Below are 15718 nucleotides of genomic sequence, written 5' to 3'. Positions count from 1 at the left end.
CGGCGGCGGTGAGCTTGGCGAGCACCTTGTCCCAGGTGCCCCCGACGGCCATGCGGTGATGCCAGGTCCACACCGTCTGCCACGGCCCGAACACCTCCGGCAGATCCCGCCACGCGATCCCGCACCGATACCGGTAGACGATGCCCTCGACCATCAACCGAGCATCTGCGAACGGCCGCCCCTTCCGCCCGGTCGGGCGGGGCAGCATCTCCTCGATCAACGACCACTGGGCATCCGAAAGCATCTGAAACCGCGTCACGAACTCAGACTCTCAGCGCGCTGCCGATCTATTTGTCAGACACGCCCTAGGCGCTGGCCAGCTCGACCGCCTGGCGCATCGCCTCGACCATGCTCGCGGTCTTGACGACCCCCGTGCCCGCGATGTCGAACGCTGTGCCGTGGTCGACCGAGGTGCGGATGACCGGCAGACCCACCGTGATGTTCACACCGGCCTCGATGCCGAGGACCTTCACGGGGCCGTGCCCCTGGTCGTGATACATCGCGACGATGAGGTCGTAGTCGCCTCGTCCGCCCAGGTAGAAAGCAGTGTCAGCGGGCAACGGCCCGTCGGCGTCGATCCCGTCCGCGCGCAGCACCTCGAGCGCGGGGATGATCTTGGCCTCCTCCTCGCCGTATCCGAAGAGGCCGCCCTCGCCCGCATGCGGGTTGATCGCGCACACGCCGATCTTCGGTTCCGCGATGCCTGCACGGCGAAGCGCCTCCCAGCCTCGCCGAACGGTGCGCTCCACGAGCCCGGGCTCGATCTTCGCGATGGCGTCGATGAGCCCGATGTGGGTCGTCACGTGGATCACACGGAGCTGAGGGGACGACAGCATCATCGACACTTCCTCCGTCCCCGTCAGATGCGCGAGCATCTCGGTGTGGCCGGGGAACCTGTGTCCGCCCATGTGCAGCGCCTCCTTATTAAGGGGCGCAGTGCAGATCGCCTGCACCTTCCCGGCGATCGCCAGGTCGGCCGCGACCTTGATGTACTGGTACGCCGCGTCTCCCGCAACCGCCGAGAGTTCGCCCCATGGCAGGTCCGCTGGCAGCAGCCGGAGGTCGATCACCGAGATCTGGCCCGGCTCGTTGGTCGCTTCCGCCACGTCGGTGATCACACGGATCTCCGGCGAGAGCCCGAGGATCTCCGCGGCGAGCCGGAGGCGCGCTGCGTCGCCGATGACGACGGGGATGCACTGCGACAGGATCCTCTCGTCGAGCACTGCTGCGGCGGTGACCTCGGGCCCGACTCCGGCGCCATCACCCATGGTGACGGCGACGACGGGCAGGGCCTGGGACGGTGATGTCATGGTGTCTCCTTCTGATTCGGATCGTGCGTGGTGGAGAGCGCGCCGCAGACGCAGCAGCGAGTCGGCCCCTCCGAAACTTCCCGGGCGGGTACCGACGAGCCGCCCATCCGGTGCGGAGCTGACAACCGCGCCTGCCTGCTCCGCGCCGATGACGCGCAGTTCGCGCACACCGATCGCATTCAGGACAGCTCTCGCGGTCTCGCCTCCTGTGAGGATCAGATCCATCGAGGGCTCGGCCCGCTCGCTCGCGAGCGTGCGCCGCACAAGCCGCGCGAGCCCTTCCGTGAGCGCGCGACCATCGACGCCGCTCCCCGAGCGCAGCGGCTCTACGACGACGACGAGATCGCCGTCGCGCAGTTCGTCCGAGAGATCACGTGCCCGCGCCTCGAGGGTCCCCTCGTCGGCGTCGACGAGCTCGTCCACGCCGAGTTCGACGAGGCGCGTGCCCGTCTCATCGGCCAGGACCGCGGCCTGCTCACGCGCCTGAGCGGAGGCGGTTCCGACGATCGTGAGGCAGCTCGTCGAAGTTGCGAGGCGCGCCCGTGACGGGGTGTGCGCTTCGACGCCGCACGGCTGCGTCACAGCCCATACGGCCCTCACGAGCGCGCTCGACCCTGCAAGGGCAACCGCTTCGACGTCGCCGCCGAGCGCGGCGGCGGCGATACGCTCGAGGTCCTCGTCAGACTCTGCGTCGCAGATCACGACTCGCGCAGGGCCCCGCCTCGCGCTCGCGAGCTCGGCACTGAGCACCTCACTCCGCACCGCGTCGAGTGATATGCGCGTAACGCGCAGTCCGGGGATCGCATCGGCGACGCTTCCGGGCGCGCTTCGCCCCTCGGCCGCCCAGAGATCGGTGCGGTCGATCGGCACACCGTGCTCGCGGACGACGCCTTCGATCGTGGTGCGATCCAGTGCGGGAAGCGCCGGAGCGAGCACGACGAAGCGACCACTCTCGACGAGCGCCGCGATTTCTGCGGCGAGATCTCCGCGAAGAAGCGAATCGACTTTCTTCACGACGGGCGCCCGAAGCGCGATCCGGCCGAGGACGTCGCGATGCCGCGCACGGATCACCTCACCGGGCTGGGCGCGCGTGTCCAGATCGATCACGACCGCGGCGCTCGCGAATTCGGGAACCCCGGCGCCGCCGAGAAGGACCCGCGTGCCCGCGCCGATGACGGCAGCGGCCTCGGCCGCGCCTGACAGGTCGTCTGCGATGACGACCTGCGGCCTGGGTGCGTTGGTGGGCACGGTTTCTCCGGTGGGCGAACGGATCTTCTGCGCGTCGAGGCTAACACAATGATCGCGCGTTTTGCGCCCTATCTTGCGCGAAACGCGCACTTTGGGAGAGGATCATGAAAGTCAACAAGGAGGTTCTTCATGAGCGACGACGCGCCCTCGACGACGATCGAGGTTCCCGGTACAGCCGTTCCCCTCACAGCCGCGGTGCTCGGCACGATGAACATGGGCGACACCACGGATGCCGTGACGTCCGAGCAACTGTTCGAGGCTGCCATCGACGCTGGGATCACCGGCATCGACTGCGCGAATGGCTATGCCCGAGGCACGACCGAGTCCCTCATAGCACCGTGGGTTCGACGGCACCGTGACCGGATCGTGCTCGCGACGAAGGCGGGGATGCCCCATGAAGACGCCGGTTCGCACTCGCCGCTCTCCCCCGCGGGCCTTCGCGCAAGCGTCGAAGGATCGCTGCGCAGGCTCGACGTCGATCGCATCGACCTGTTCTATCTGCACCAGCCCGACCGGCTCGCCCCGATCCAGGACACCTTGGCGACCGTCGCGGAGCTGCGCGCAGAGGGAAAGATCGGCGCGTACGGAGTGTCCAACTTCGCGGCGTGGCAAGCGCTCGAGGTGGCCCAGCTCGCCGACGAGCTCGGCATCCCCCGCCCCTCCGTCGGCCAGAACGTCTACAACCTCGTCGCCAGGCGCGTCGAGGACGAGTGGATCGAGTTCGCGGCCCGGTACGGGATCGCCACCATGTGCTACAACCCCCTCGCCGGGGGCCTGATCGCCAGGCCTCCGCGCGACGGGGAAGCCCCGGCCCGATTCGAGGCATCTGCGCTGGCCGAGATGTACAAGAAGCGCTATTGGACCGACGAGCTGCTCGCCGCGGCCGGCGCCCTCGCGCGCCTCGCTGACGAGGCAGGCTTGCCGATGTACGAGCTCGCGATGCGTTGGCTCGTCGGCCGCCCCGGTGTCGCCGCCGTGCTGATCGGAGCGAACCGCATCTCACAGCTCCGCGCGAACATCGACGCGCTCGCGAAGGGACCGTTGCCCGTAGACCTCGCCGAGGCCTGCGACGCCGTCTCGTCCCCGCTGAAGGGAAGCATGCCGGCGTACAACCGCTGACGTCGACGAGAGGGTCCCGCACCGAGCGTGCTCGGGGCGGGACCCTCTCGTCGACGCCTCAGCTCAGGCCAGCGGCCTGATCTGCCCGCACGGTCTCGGCGATCTTCGCGAGCGCGTCGTCGCTCAACAGGTTGAAGGGCGCGCGGCAGGGGCCGACCTTCTCGCCGGCGGCGTTCGTGGCCGCCTTGACGATCGTGTTCGGGTTGCCCAATGTGAAGAGGTTCCGCAGCGCCCGAATCGAGGCCTGCGATGCTCGTGCGCCTTCCAGGTCCCCGGCCGCCCACCGCTCGTAGATCTCGACCATCGTGCGCGGATAGACGTTCGCAACTGCGGTAATGCCGCCCGCGCCCCCGGCCTGCAGCGTCGGCAGGATCAGCGAGTCCGTTCCTGCGAGCACCGCGAAGGTCTCGGGATCCGTGAGCTCGATGTACTGCAGGATCGCGTCGAAGTTGCCCGAGGAGTCCTTGACTCCGGCGATGTTGTCGACTTGCGCCAGCCGAGCGACGGTCGCCGGCGCGATGTTGTTCCCCGTCCGGGCGGGGATGTTGTAGATGAGCACCGGCACGTGCACGGAGTCCGCGACGGTTGCGAAATGCCTATACAGCTCCTCCTGCGATGCCGCGGCGAAGTACGGCGCGATCACGGAGAGCACGTCGGCACCGGCCGCCTCCATCCGCTGCGCGATGCGCACCGTCTCCGCTGTTCCCACAGCGCCCGCGCCGCCGTAGACGGGCACGCGACCCGCCGCGGATTCGACGACGGCCTCGAGCACCGCGATGCGCTCGTCCGCCGTCTGCTGGAAGAACTCACCGTTCGTGCCGAGGCAGAAGACGCCGTGGGCGCCCGCGCGCACCGCGCGATCGGCGTGTGCGCGCATCTGGTCGAGATTGAGCGACTCGTCATCGTGAAACGGCGTGACGAGTGCATGGATGCTGCCATTGATCGAGGTGGTCACAGAGGACGCTCCTTCTTCGCTTTGGCGCCCGGCCGAACGCGGCGGGGCGATTTGTCATCAGTGGGTTGCGGGCGGCTGCTGCTGCATCACATGGATCGCGAACCCGCCGAACTCGCCGTCGAGGTAGATGTTCTGCAGACGTCCGTCCTCGAAGTGCGCGGCCGTCTCCTGGTTGAAGCCGAACCCCTTCTCGGCAAGCTCCTCGACGGCTGCCGAGAGATCGGGGGTCGACATTCCGATGTGACCATGCGTTCCGAGGTACTGCGAGCGAACGCACTCGAAGAACGTGCCGGCGAACTCCGATTTCTTCCCCTGACGCGGATCGAGGTTGAACATCAGGCACAGCAGGTCACGGAGCTCACGCGCCTGTTCCGCGTTCGAGTTGTTGATGCCCACGTGGGCGAGCTCGAAGGTGTTCTTCATAAGGGTCTCCGTTCGGGACGGGGGTGCGGCTCTCGCCGGTCACATCGGGAAGAGGACGATCGCGCCGGCGGAGAGCGCCAGCAGACGGATGAAGTACATGGGGATCGTGAACTTCCAGAACTGCACGAGCGAGTACTTCCCCACCCCCATGACCATCGCAGGGAGGCCATCGATCGGGAGGAAGTGTCCGTTCCACCCGGAGATCACGATGGCGATCGCCGCGGCCGTCGGGTCGAGTCCCAGCCCCACGCACGTCGCGATCGCGAGAGGTGCGAAGACGTAGACCGTGCCGATCGTCGACCCCGTGAGGGTCGCGAGGACGCTCGTCAGGATGCAGAACGCGAAGACGAGAAGGAAGGGGCTCACGTTTCCGCCGAGGAATCCGGCGACGCTCTCGCCGACGAGCTGGGTGAGCCCAGTCGCGCCGAGCGCCTCGGCGATGCCGATCACGCCCGCCGACATGATGATGATGGGCTGGCTGATCGCGTCGCGGATCTCGCTGAAGTTCAGAACGCGTGCAAGCAGAAGGATCACGACGGAGAGACCCGTGATCGCATAGCCTGCGTCGCCGATGTAGCTGTACGCGATCATGCCCCCGACCGCGAGAGCGAAGCTGATGTAGGTCGCCATCTGCTTCCGGCGGGTCAGGGCAGGCGCGATCGCCGTCGCCGTCGCCGTCGCACTGGCTGCCGCATCCGCGATGCCGCCGCCGGAAGACGCTCCGCCTCCCGCCGCACCGCCATCTGCATCAGACTCGTCGTTCGTGATCGGGTGGTCGGGAAGCATCCGATACGCGATCAGGCACCAGACCAGGAACCCGAGGCTGAGGATGAGGTTGACGAGGGAGAACCGCACGAGATCGACGCGCTCGTCGACACCCGTCGCCTCGAGCACAGCGACGACGATGCCGTACTGCAGTGCGACGTTGAACGGCAGCATCGGGTGGTTCGCCGCGAAGCCGGCCGGCATGAGGACCTTCGACGGGGGCAGCTTCTTGTTGTAGGCGAGCGTCGACAGCAGGCCGATGACCAGGACGTAGTAAGCCGTGGAACCCGTCCCGAAGATGCTGCACCCGACCATGACGAACACGATGATCAGGACGTACGCCTTGAACCCGCCCTTGGTCGCGAGGCGCGAGATCATCTGTTTGAAGCCCGTGACGAGGTCCGTCTTCTGCAGCGCCGCGATGACCGCCATGAACGAGGCGAGCATCACGATGGTCGCATTCGCGAAGCCGCTGAACGCGACGTTGATCGGCACGACGTTGAACACCACCATCAACAGGCAGGCGATCAGCGGGGGGACGCCGAACGGAAGGCGATCGATCATGATCAGGACGATCATGAGAACGGTGATCGCGAGTGCGAAGATCATGGGCAGAGTCATGACAGCTGCTCCTTTGCAGAGAGATCCGGACCGGCGGACGTCGGCGTCGCCGACACGATCCGCGCGAGGGCATCGGCGCCCAGATGCACGTGCTTGATCGTCTTGCGGTGCCAGGTGTAAGCGATGTGCAGGCCCCCATCGGGGTCGGGGAGCACGGAGGGGTAGGACAGCTCGCGGTTGAGGCTCTCGCGGCTGTTGTTCGACAGGCAGTACCCGTCGCCGTTCTCGATGTCGTAGGCGATCGGCCAGGTGCGAGCTTCGTCCGACGAGAGAGCGAGCGTCATCGGAGCGCGAGGAGCGCCCCAGAAGGCGCTGGGGCCGTCCCCGCCAAGGGAGGGCTCGGCGATTCGCGGGCTCCCGTCACCCGCGACGCCGTCATCGTCGATCTCGTCGTACAGCGAGACGCGACGACTCGTCGCGTCGTCTCTGCTGGCGTAGTTCATGACCATCGCGACTCGGCCGCCGCCGAGTGCTCGGGCCTGCACCGATGAGTTGTTGTTCGGCAGGTCGATGGCGAGGCACGGCTCCCAGGTCATGCCTCCGTCAGCCGACACGGTCTCGTAGACGTGGTCGGCCCAGCGCGAGCGGAAGCACGCCCAGAGCGTGCCGTCCCCGCGCGGAACGATGTTCATGTGCACGCACCCGCTCGACTCGGGCACGAGCACCTCGGTCCAGTTGTCCCCGTCATCGTCGGAGAACCACACCGAGGCTGTGTCGTCGTTGCCGACCCACTTCTCGCCCGGCACGCTTCGGCAGTTGAAGACCGGGAGGAGGATCCGCCCGCTATCCAATACGACGGGGATCTGCCGTACGAAGACGCCGACAGGTGCGTCCTGCCCCAGCAGCGCCGACGGCTCGCTCCATGTCTCGCCGCCGTCTCGGGATATGCGCCTCCGGACCTCGGACGTGTCCTGGTTGCCCGCGACCTGGGCCGTGTACAGCAACCAGAGGTCGCCGCTCGGCGCGGTGAAGAGGATGGGATTCTGCTCCGAACGCTGCGAGTCGAAACTCAGCTGCCGGGGTTCGACCCATTGATCGGCCCCGGAGGGAAGGCGCGACAGGTAGATGGAGATGTCGGACACGCCTTCCTGCGTTCCTCCGAACCACACGCAGGCGAGGTCTCCGTCCGGGAGGAACGCGAGATTCGCCGCGTGGCATTGCGCCGTCGGCGTCGGCATCAGCGCTTCGACGCCCCCGTCGGGACGTGCACGGAGCAGCCCATCGAACTCACTCATGCGGGTCCTCCAGTCATCGATGACGGTGGGGCGCCAGGGCTTCTGGCGCGGTTCTTCAGTGAACGTGTCCTGCTGCCTCGCACAGGTCCGCCGGAACATCGACGCTGTCCTGATTGCTTCGTCGCGCGAGTAGCGAGGCGAGTTCATACTGACAGACCTGCCCGAAGTGCGCAACAAATACGCGCGCTATGTGCAGGCTCACGCGAAACTGCGCGCCGAACGACGCGCCACACGCAGATTCACCACGCCGACGTGGCACGGCAACGCACAGAACGCGCACACAGGTGCGCTGAGTTCCGACCGGGCGAGCTCAGTCCGCGACGAGGACATCGACCCCGCGCCGGCGGAACGGGTCAAGCTGATCGTCGGAGGCATCGGCATCGGTCACGAGGGTCCACGGGACGCCCAGTTGGACCCAGGCACTGAAGGGCGAGACGCCGAGCTTCGCCGCGTGCGCGACGACGTACACGCGTGCGCTCGTGCGCGCCATGAGCTCCTTCAGACGCGTCTGCGTAGCCGTCGCCTCACAGAGGCCGCGCTCAGCGGTGACGGCGTCGGCTCCAAGAAAGACCGCATCGAAGTACCAGCGCTCCAGCGAGGCTTCGGCCATCGGGCCGACGAAGCTCTGCGAGGTCTCTCGATAACGCCCCCCGAGCAGGGAGAGCTCCACGCCGTCCGCCCCATCGAGCTCGCGGAACGGCGTCAGCCCGTTGGTCACAACGGTCAACGGCGTCGTGGCGAGCAGATGAGCCGCGACGCGGGCGGTCGTCGTACCCGCGTCGAGGAGGATCGAGTCGCCCGACGATACCTGGGCAGCCGCCGCTCGGCCGATCGCATCCTTCGCCCGGTACGCGTCGACCGAGCGCTCGTGCAGGCTCATCTCGCGCTGATGGGAGCCGACCGCGATCACGCCGCCGTAGGTGCGTGCGAGCCGATTCGACTTCTCGAGTGCCGACAGATCTCGCCTGATCGTCGAGGCTGTGACGTCGAAAGCTCGGGAAAGCTCCTCGACGCTGGCGAGCCCATTGCTCAGCGCCATCCGGACGATCTCCTCACGCCGTTCTGACGCCTTCATCCGGGCCCTCTCCTCCTGCCGCCGCGCCGAGCCGCGCGACATCGCCCCACGCTACCAATCGCCGAGCTCCGTCCCCGCGCACGGAGGAACTCGATGACTCATCCGCAACTCTCCTTTTCTCCGTGTTTTCCCCACGCGAGGCGTGGGGAAAACACGGAGAAAAGGAGAGTTAGAGGCGGGAGACCTGCGTGACGTGGAGCTCGGCCTCGCCGGACTCCGCCGACGCCTCGAGGTCGACCGTCGCCGTGATCCGCCAGTCGCGGTCGCCCTCCGGGTCGGCGATCGTCTGCACGACCCGCCACTTGGTGCGCGTCTCCTCGATCTCGCACAGCTGCGGCGAGCGCGCCGCCGCGTCGGTGAGGATCTCGTCGTGCTCGTCGTAGTACGCGTCGAGCGCCTCGGGCCACCCGGCGTCGGGGTCGAGCTCCGTGAGCTCCTCGTCGCGCTCGAGCGCCGCGAGCTGCACCCGGCGGAACATCGCGTTGCGCACGAGCACCGTGAACGCCCGGCGGTTCGCCACGACCGACGGCGGCGCCGGCGGCACGACGGGCAGCCCGTCGTCGTCGACGCCCGCGACGAGCGTCTCCCACTCGTCGACGAGGCTCGAGTCGACCTGCCGCACCATCTCGCCCAGCCACTCGACGATGTCCTCGAGGTCGCTCGTCACGGCCTCGGGCGGCACGGTCTGGCGGATCGCCCGGTACGCGTCCGAGAGATACCGCAGCACGAGCCCCTCGGATCTCCCGAGCTGATACCACCCGACGAAGTCGGCGAAGCTCATCGCCCGCTCGAACATGTCGCGCACGACGCTCTTCGGCGCGAGCGCGAAGTCGCGCACCCATGGCTGCGATGACGCGAACGTCTCGTACGCCTCACCGAGCAGCTCGGCGAGAGGCTTCGGATAGGTGATCTGCTCGAGCAGCTCCATGCGCTCGTCGTACTCGATGCCGTCGCTCTTCATGGCCCCTACGGCCTCGCCACGCGCCTTGAACTCCTGCTGCGAGAGGATCGCGCGCGGGTCGTCGAGCGTCGCCTCGATGACGCTCAGGACGTCGAGCGCGTAGCTGCCCGTCCCGGCGCCGCCCGGCGCATCGTCGGGGTCCAGGAGCTCGAGCGCCGCGAGCGCGAAGGGCGAGAGCGGCTGGTTGAGCGCGAAGTTCGGCTGCAGGTCGACGACGAGGCTGATCTGGGATCCGGTGACCTCGACGAGCCCCGCGTCGCGCAGCGTGCGGAAGAGCGCGAGCGCGCGGCGGGCGAGCGCGTACTGCTCGGATCGCGGCTGGTGGTTGTCGAAGACGAGGTCGCGGACGTCCTCGAACGCGTCTCCCCCGCGCGCGATGACGTTGATGAGCATGGCGCTCGTCATCTGCATCTGCGGCGCGAGCTGCTCGGGCTCGGCGCCGACGATGTTCTCGAAGGTCTGCTCGCTCCAGCTCACGAAGCCCTTGGGCGCCTGCTTCTTCTGGATCTTCTTGAGCTTCTTCGGGTCGTCGCCCGCCTTCTTGCGCGCCTGCTCGTTCTCGATCTCGTGTTCGGGGGCGAGGACGACGACGTTGCCGTACGGGTCGAACCCGGCGCGCCCCGCACGCCCCGCGATCTGGTGGAACTCGCGCGCCCCGAGGCGGCGCATGCGGGATCCGTCGTACTTGGACAGCGCCGTCAGAAGGACCGTGCGGATCGGGACGTTGATCCCGACGCCGAGGGTGTCGGTCCCGCAGATCACCCGCAGCAGCCCGCGCTGCGCGAGCGTCTCGACGAGGCGCCGGTAGCGCGGAAGCATGCCCGCGTGGTGCACGCCGATCCCCGCGCGCACGAGCCGCGAGAGGGTCCTGCCGAAGTTGGTCGTGAATCGGAACCCGCCGATCGCCTCGGCGATCGCGTCGCGCTGGGCCCGGTTCGACACGTTGATGCTCGCGAGCGCCTGCGCGCGCTCCATCGCGGCTGCCTGGCTGAAGTGCACGACGTAGACGGGCACCTCGTCCTCCTCGAGCAGCTGCTCGATGACGTCGTGGGCGGGCCGCTTCTCGTACGCGAAGTGCAGCGGCACAGGGCGTTCGGCGCCCGCGACGAGCGTCGTGGGGCGGCCCGTGCGGCGCGTGAGGTCCTCCTCGATCCGCGTCGTGTCGCCGAGCGTCGCCGACATGAGGAGGAACTGCGCGCGCTCGAGGAACAGGAGCGGGATCTGCCACGCCCATCCGCGGTCGCGGTCGCCGTAGTAGTGGAACTCGTCCATGACGACCTGGTCCACGTCGGCGTCCGGCCCCTGGCGCAGTGCGAGGTTCGCGAGGATCTCGGCGGTGCAGCAGATGATCGGGGCGTCGGCGTTGACCGATGAATCGCCCGTCACCATGCCGACGTTCTCGGCGCCGAAGGTCTCGACGAGCGCGAAGAACTTCTCGCTCACGAGCGCCTTGATGGGCGCCGTGTAATAGGTGCGGCCCCCGCGCCCGAGAGCGATGGCGTGCGCCGCGATCGCGACGAGCGACTTCCCCGTGCCGGTCGGCGTCGCGAGGATCACGTTGTTCCCGGCCGCGAGCTCCATCGCCGCCTCGTCCTGCGCGGGGTACAGCTCGATCCCGCGTCCGAGGCTCCATTCGAGGAACGCGTCGTACAGGGCGTCGGCGTCATCGCCCGCTTTTCGCGCGGCTTCGAGGAGGGAAGGCATCCCCTCAACTCTGCCTCATCGCGGATCCGCGGAGCCCGTGACCCTGAATGTCTGTTCGGTAACACCTGTGAAACACATGATGGTAGAAAGTGGACGAAGCGGCCACGCACAGCATCCCCCTGTGGCCGCATGTTCCCACTTACGGAGGAAAAGTGAAGACACGCACGGCTTGCGCGCTCGGCACAGCGCTGCTGCTGTCGGGTGCGTTGTTCGTTCCCACCTCGGCGATCGCGGCCCCGGCCGCCGCGCCCGAGGCGCAGGAGGCCACGGAGGCACCCGCGCAGGTCGACAACCGCCCCGACGAGCTCGCAGAGAAGCGGGCGGAGGCGAAGCAGAACGCGGTGGATCTCGTCGCGACGGGCCAGCGGGAGGTCCAGACCCGCGGATCGGGCGCCAACGAGAGCAAGGTCGTCGAGGTGTCGCCCGGCCAGTGGGTCGAGTACGGCGCCGAGGAGACCTCGCAGCTGTTCACGATCCTCGTCGACTTCGGCGACGACATCGACGACCGCTTCCCCGAGACCCCCGCGGGCCCGGCTCACAACGAGATCCCCGAGCCGGAGGAGGACGACAACTCGACCTACTGGCTCAGCGACTTCTCGAAGCAGCACTACGAGGACATGTTCTTCGGCGAGGACGACTCGTTCAAGAGCGTCTACGACGAGATGTCGTCGGGCCGCTTCGACGTCGAGGGCGGCGTGAGCGACTGGGTGTCGCTTCCCGAGAACGAGGCCTCCTACGGGCAGACCGAGTCGCAGGCCGACATGACCCGCTTCATCCAGGACACGGCCGACGCCTGGTACGACGACCAGATCGCCCAGGGCCGGACCCAGGACGAGATCGTCGCCGAGCTGCAGCAGTACGACCAGTGGGATCGCTACGACCTCGACGGCGACGGCATCACGAACGAGCCCGACGGATACATCGACCACTTCCAGGCCGTGCACGCCGGAACCGGCGAGGAGGCCGGCGCTCCCGAGTGGGCGATCTGGTCGCACCGCTGGTCGGCCGGCCAGGCGGGCACCGGCGTCGAAGGTCCCGCCGACTACGGCAAGGCCGGCGGCGTGCGGATCGGCGACACCGACATCTGGATCCGCGACTACACGACGGAGCCCGAGAACGGCGGCCTCGGCGTCTTCGCGCACGAGTTCGGCCACGACCTCGGCCTGCCCGACTACTACGACACCGACGGCGGCGACAACGGCACCGCATTCTGGACGCTCATGAGCGCTGGATCGTGGCTCGGCGACGGAACGCAGGACATAGGCACGACCCCGAACCACATGGGGGCGACCGAGAAGATGTTCCTCGGCTGGCTCGACTACGAGACCGTCGAGCCGGGTGAGGACGCGACGATCGACCTCGGCCCGTCGTTCCACGCGACGAAGAAGGCCCAGGCGGCGCTCGTGAACCTGCCGCAGGGCGAGCAGCACATCGACGTCGGCGACGCGGCGTCGGGGGCGAAGCAGTTCTTCTCGGGCAGCGGCAACGGCCTCGACACGACCGTGACGAGCCCCGAGTTCACCGTCCCGGAGGGCGGCGAGCTGACCGCCCAGGTCGACTACGACATCGAGGAGGGCTGGGACTTCGCCTACCTCGAGATCTCGACCGACGGCGGCCAGACCTGGGCGTCGGTGGCGAACGACCACTCGACGGACGACGACCCCAACGGATCCAACCTCGGGAACGGGATCACGGGTGCGACCGACGGCTGGGAGCCGCTGACCGCCGACCTGTCGGCGTACGCCGGATCCGACGCCCTCGTACGCTTCCGCTACGTCACCGACACGGCGGTCGCGAACCCCGGCCTGCAGGTCGACGACATCGCGGTGGGCGACGCCCTCTCGACCGACGTCGAGGACGGCGCCCCCGAGTGGACCCGCGACGGCTTCGTGCTCGTCGAGGACGGCAGCTACGTGTCGACCTTCGACCAGTACTACCTCGTCGAGAACCGCGTCTACGGCGGCTACGACCAGACGCTCCGGACCGGCCCCTACAACTTCGGCTGGACCCAGTCGAAGCCCGACACCGTGGAGCACTTCCCCTACCAGGACGGCCTGCTGGTCTGGTATTCGAACGGGCTGTACGACGACAACAACACGTCGGCGCACCCCGGCGGCGGCCAGGCCCTCCCGGTCGACGCCCGCGCGAAGGCGCTCACCTGGACCGACGGATCCGTCGCGCGCAACCGCATCCAGTCGTTCGACGCCACGTTCGGCACGCAGGCCACCGACGCGATCTCGCTGCACAGCGAGACGACCGCCGGCGGATCGCTCACGCTGAACGTCCCCTCGCAGCCCGCGATCTCGGTGTTCGACGACACCGACCCCTACGCCTACTACGACGCGTCGAACCCGCAGGGATCGACGATCGTCGCCGGCACGGGCACGAAGATCGAGGTCACGAAGGAGAACGCCAAGAAGGGCACCATGACGATCCACGTCACGGGCGCCCCGACGCCGGCCGAGGAGTGGAGCGCCGAGCGCGTCTACACCGCGGGCGACGTCGTGACCTTCGGCGGATCCGAGTGGGTCGCGAGCTGGTACACGCAGGGCCAGGAGCCGGGCGACGTCTACGGTCCGTGGCAGGAGCTCGGCACCTCGGAGGACGGCCAGCCCGCGAACTGGACCGCGAGCCGCATCTACGAGGCGGGCGACACCGTCACGTACGACGGATGGACCTACCAGGCGCAGTGGTGGACGCGCGGCCAGACCCCGGGCGACGCTTGGGGCCCCTGGAAGCTCGTCAGCTGACGACCTCCCGCACCGAACGGCCGCGTCCCCTCACCGGGGCGCGGCCGTTCCGCGTCGGTACGCTCGGGGGATGGCCACCGCGTACCCCTCGACGATCGCGGCGCCCGTCGTCCACGAGATCGAGATCAAGCGCTCCCGCTTCATCGCGCGCCTCGAGCCCGTCGCCTCGGTCGACGTGGCCGACGCCGTCATCGCCCGCACGCGCCGGACGCACTGGGACGCGCGGCACAACTGCGTCGCGATGGTGACGGGCGTGCTCGGCGACCAAGCGCGCTCCTCCGACGACGGGGAGCCGTCGGGAACCGCGGGCGTCCCGATGCTCGAGGTGCTCCGGCGGCGCGGCATGACCGACGTCGTCGCGGTCGTGACGCGCTACTTCGGCGGCGTCAAGCTCGGCGCCGGCGGCCTCGTCCGCGCGTACGGCGGAGTCGTGGCCGAGGCGCTCGACTCCGCCGAGATCCTCGACCGCCTGGCCCTCACGCGGGCGACGATCGAGGTCCCGCACGCCGACGCCGGCCGCCTCAACAACCTCCTGCGCGACTGGGTCGCCGGCCACGGCGCGACGCTCGGCGAGACGGCGTACGGCGCGGCGGCGACGCTCGAGGCGTGGGTCCCCGAGCACGAGCTCCCCGCGCTCGCCGACGACGTCGCCGCATGGAGCGCGGGATCCCTCGCGCCCGTCGCGGGCGAGATCCGCGTCGTCGACGTCCCCCGCTAGGCCGTGTTGCTAAATCCATTGCAAGGCGGCGGAGAGGCAAAGCCCTGCCACGTATGACCGGGCGGTCTTGTCGTAGCGGGAAGCGAGTCCTCGCCACTGCTTCAACAAGCTCAAGCAGTGGCGCGGAATCGCGGCCCGATCAGACAAAACCGCCCGGAACTTCCACGCCGGGCTCAGCCTCGCAGCCACCCTCCAATGGGTTTAGCAAGACGCCCTAGAGGTCCAAGGTCACTGCCCTGACCGACGAGCGCTGAAGGTTGAGCTTTGGAAGATTCGAGACCCTGACGTTTGCTCGGAGCAGTGAGTGTATAGTCACTCACATGTCAGGAAGATCGCTCTCCACTGCAGCCGACCGACGTTCTGCGATCGTGAGTGCCGCCCTCGCATCGTTCTCGCGCGGAGGCTATGCGGGCACGACGATCGCTGATATTGCGAACGAGGCCGGGATCTCGAGTGCATACGTGCTCAAACTGTTCGGCGGGAAGGAGACGTTGTTTGTCGCTGCACTCGACAGGGGGACTGCTGCACGGATAGGTGACATCTGATTTGGCTTGCCCGCGGGGTGGGCCTGGAAGGATGTTGCTGTGCCCAAGCCCTACCCGTCCGAGTTCCGTGACGACGTTGTGCGCGTCGCGCGGAACCGTGAGCCCGGAGTGACGATCGAGCAGATCGCGAAAGACTTCGGTGTTCACCCAATGACGCTGCAGAAGTGGATACGTCGCGCTGACATCGATGAAGGTCCGAAGCCCGGCCAGTCGCGGACCGAGGCGGCGGAGATCCGTGAGCTGAAGAAGCGGAACCGTCTGCTCGAGCAGGAGAACGAGGTCCTCCGCC

The 15718-nt window shown here is 68.1% G+C and carries 13 protein-coding genes; 5 read left to right on the top strand and 8 right to left on the bottom strand.

The genetic code is table 11. The features are described 5' to 3' along the window. Together H576_RS0112130 and pdxA are read right to left on the bottom strand one after the other, a co-directional pair. On the bottom strand, window positions 1–259 hold a 259-nt coding region (locus H576_RS0112130), incomplete at its 3' end, for a transposase (protein WP_029151151.1). 46 nt (window positions 260–305) lie between these two features. Further along, window positions 306–2648 (bottom strand): 4-hydroxythreonine-4-phosphate dehydrogenase PdxA, encoded by a 2343-nt coding sequence (pdxA, locus tag H576_RS0112125; RefSeq protein WP_245559183.1) that lies wholly within the window; start codon window positions 2646–2648, stop codon window positions 306–308. A gap of 39 nt (window positions 2649–2687) precedes the next feature. Between pdxA and H576_RS0112120 the strand changes: the two genes are divergently transcribed. After that, a complete protein-coding gene (locus H576_RS0112120) occupies window positions 2688–3677 on the top strand; it encodes an aldo/keto reductase (RefSeq protein ID WP_029151149.1) in 990 nt (329 codons plus the stop codon). A gap of 58 nt (window positions 3678–3735) precedes the next feature. On the opposite strand, the gene dapA is transcribed toward H576_RS0112120, so the two are convergent. The 6 genes from dapA to H576_RS0112090 form a co-directional block, all read right to left on the bottom strand. After that, window positions 3736–4632 carry a 4-hydroxy-tetrahydrodipicolinate synthase gene (dapA, locus tag H576_RS0112115; protein WP_029151148.1) on the bottom strand — a complete coding sequence of 299 codons (897 nt, stop codon included), beginning with the start codon at window positions 4630–4632 and terminating at the stop codon, window positions 3736–3738. Between the two features lie 57 nt (window positions 4633–4689). Further along, window positions 4690–5055: a 2-dehydro-3-deoxy-phosphogluconate aldolase gene (locus H576_RS0112110; RefSeq protein ID WP_029151147.1), complete on the bottom strand. Its 366-nt coding sequence runs from the start codon at window positions 5053–5055 to the stop codon at window positions 4690–4692. Between the two features lie 39 nt (window positions 5056–5094). Next, window positions 5095–6441, bottom strand: a complete 1347-nt coding sequence (locus H576_RS0112105) for an SLC13 family permease (RefSeq protein ID WP_029151146.1) — start codon at window positions 6439–6441, stop codon at window positions 5095–5097. After that, window positions 6438–7676, bottom strand: coding sequence for a sialidase family protein (locus H576_RS15720; protein ID WP_051172727.1), 1239 nt, complete (start codon window positions 7674–7676; stop codon window positions 6438–6440). Before H576_RS15720 ends, H576_RS0112105 begins: the two co-directional genes overlap by 4 nt. Before the next feature lie 310 nt (window positions 7677–7986). Beyond that, complete coding sequence (locus H576_RS0112095; RefSeq protein WP_051172726.1) at window positions 7987–8793, bottom strand: DeoR/GlpR family DNA-binding transcription regulator; 807 nt, start codon at window positions 8791–8793, stop codon at window positions 7987–7989. A gap of 127 nt (window positions 8794–8920) precedes the next feature. Further along, window positions 8921–11416, bottom strand: a complete 2496-nt coding sequence (locus H576_RS0112090; protein ID WP_029151144.1) for a DEAD/DEAH box helicase — start codon at window positions 11414–11416, stop codon at window positions 8921–8923. Window positions 11417–11568: 152 nt separating this feature from the next. Between H576_RS0112090 and H576_RS15715 the strand changes: the two genes are divergently transcribed. The 4 genes from H576_RS15715 to H576_RS17020 form a co-directional block, all read left to right on the top strand. Then, window positions 11569–14166: an immune inhibitor A domain-containing protein gene (locus tag H576_RS15715; RefSeq protein ID WP_084502720.1), complete on the top strand. Its 2598-nt coding sequence runs from the start codon at window positions 11569–11571 to the stop codon at window positions 14164–14166. A 70-nt stretch (window positions 14167–14236) separates the two neighbouring features. Further along, window positions 14237–14884, top strand: a complete 648-nt coding sequence (locus H576_RS0112080) for an IMPACT family protein (RefSeq protein WP_029151143.1) — start codon at window positions 14237–14239, stop codon at window positions 14882–14884. A 320-nt stretch (window positions 14885–15204) separates the two neighbouring features. Continuing rightward, a complete protein-coding gene (locus H576_RS16460; protein ID WP_084502719.1) occupies window positions 15205–15429 on the top strand; it encodes a TetR/AcrR family transcriptional regulator in 225 nt (74 codons plus the stop codon). 39 nt (window positions 15430–15468) lie between these two features. Beyond that, window positions 15469–15718 (top strand): transposase (locus H576_RS17020; RefSeq protein WP_029151142.1); only part of this gene is annotated, 250 nt, incomplete at its 3' end.

The organism is Microbacterium indicum DSM 19969, assembly GCF_000422385.1.
Lineage (GTDB): Bacteria > Actinomycetota > Actinomycetes > Actinomycetales > Microbacteriaceae > Microbacterium > Microbacterium indicum.
This window is presented reverse-complemented; position numbering and strand designations above follow the sequence as displayed.